Source organism: Paracoccus sp. DMF, assembly GCF_004407025.1.
Classification (GTDB): domain Bacteria; phylum Pseudomonadota; class Alphaproteobacteria; order Rhodobacterales; family Rhodobacteraceae; genus Paracoccus; species Paracoccus aminovorans_B.
In genome coordinates, this window is record NZ_SOKV02000207.1 from 1 (window position 1) to 522 (window position 522).

Consider the following 522-nt stretch of genomic DNA (forward strand, 5'->3'; position numbering starts at 1 on the left):
CTGAACATCCTGCTGTCCTTCGCCCAGTTCGAGCGGGAGGTGACGGCCGAGCGCATCCGCGACAAGGTCGCCGCCAGTCGCAAGAAGGGCATGTGGATGGGCGGCGTCCCGCCCTACGGCTACCGGGTCGAGAATCGGAAGCTGCTGGTCGACGACGAGAGCGCCGCGCATGTGCGCTGGATCTTCGCCCGGTTTATCGAGATCGGCTCGGGGACGGAACTGGCGCGGGATGTCGGCAAGCGCGGCATCCGCACCCCGCGCGGCAACCGGATCGACAAGAAGTATATCTACCGCATGCTGTCGAACCGCGCCTATATCGGCGAGGCGGTCCACAAGGGCGACAGCTATCCCGGCGAGCACGACGCCATCATCGATCAGGAAACGTGGGATCGCGTCCACACCATCCTGACCGAAAGCCCCCGCAAGCGCGCTGCCCGCACCCGCGCCGCCACGCCCGCGCTGCTGAAGGGGCTGCTCTACGGTCCCGACGGCGCAGCCTTCTCGCCGACGCACACCCGCAAG

Annotated in this window: 1 protein-coding gene; it reads left to right on the forward strand. The window is 67.4% G+C overall.

Features of this window, described 5'->3' with window-relative positions; all coding sequences use genetic code 11:
* Positions 1-522 (forward strand): recombinase family protein (locus E3D03_RS21255; RefSeq protein ID WP_263568584.1); only part of this gene is annotated, 522 nt, incomplete at both ends.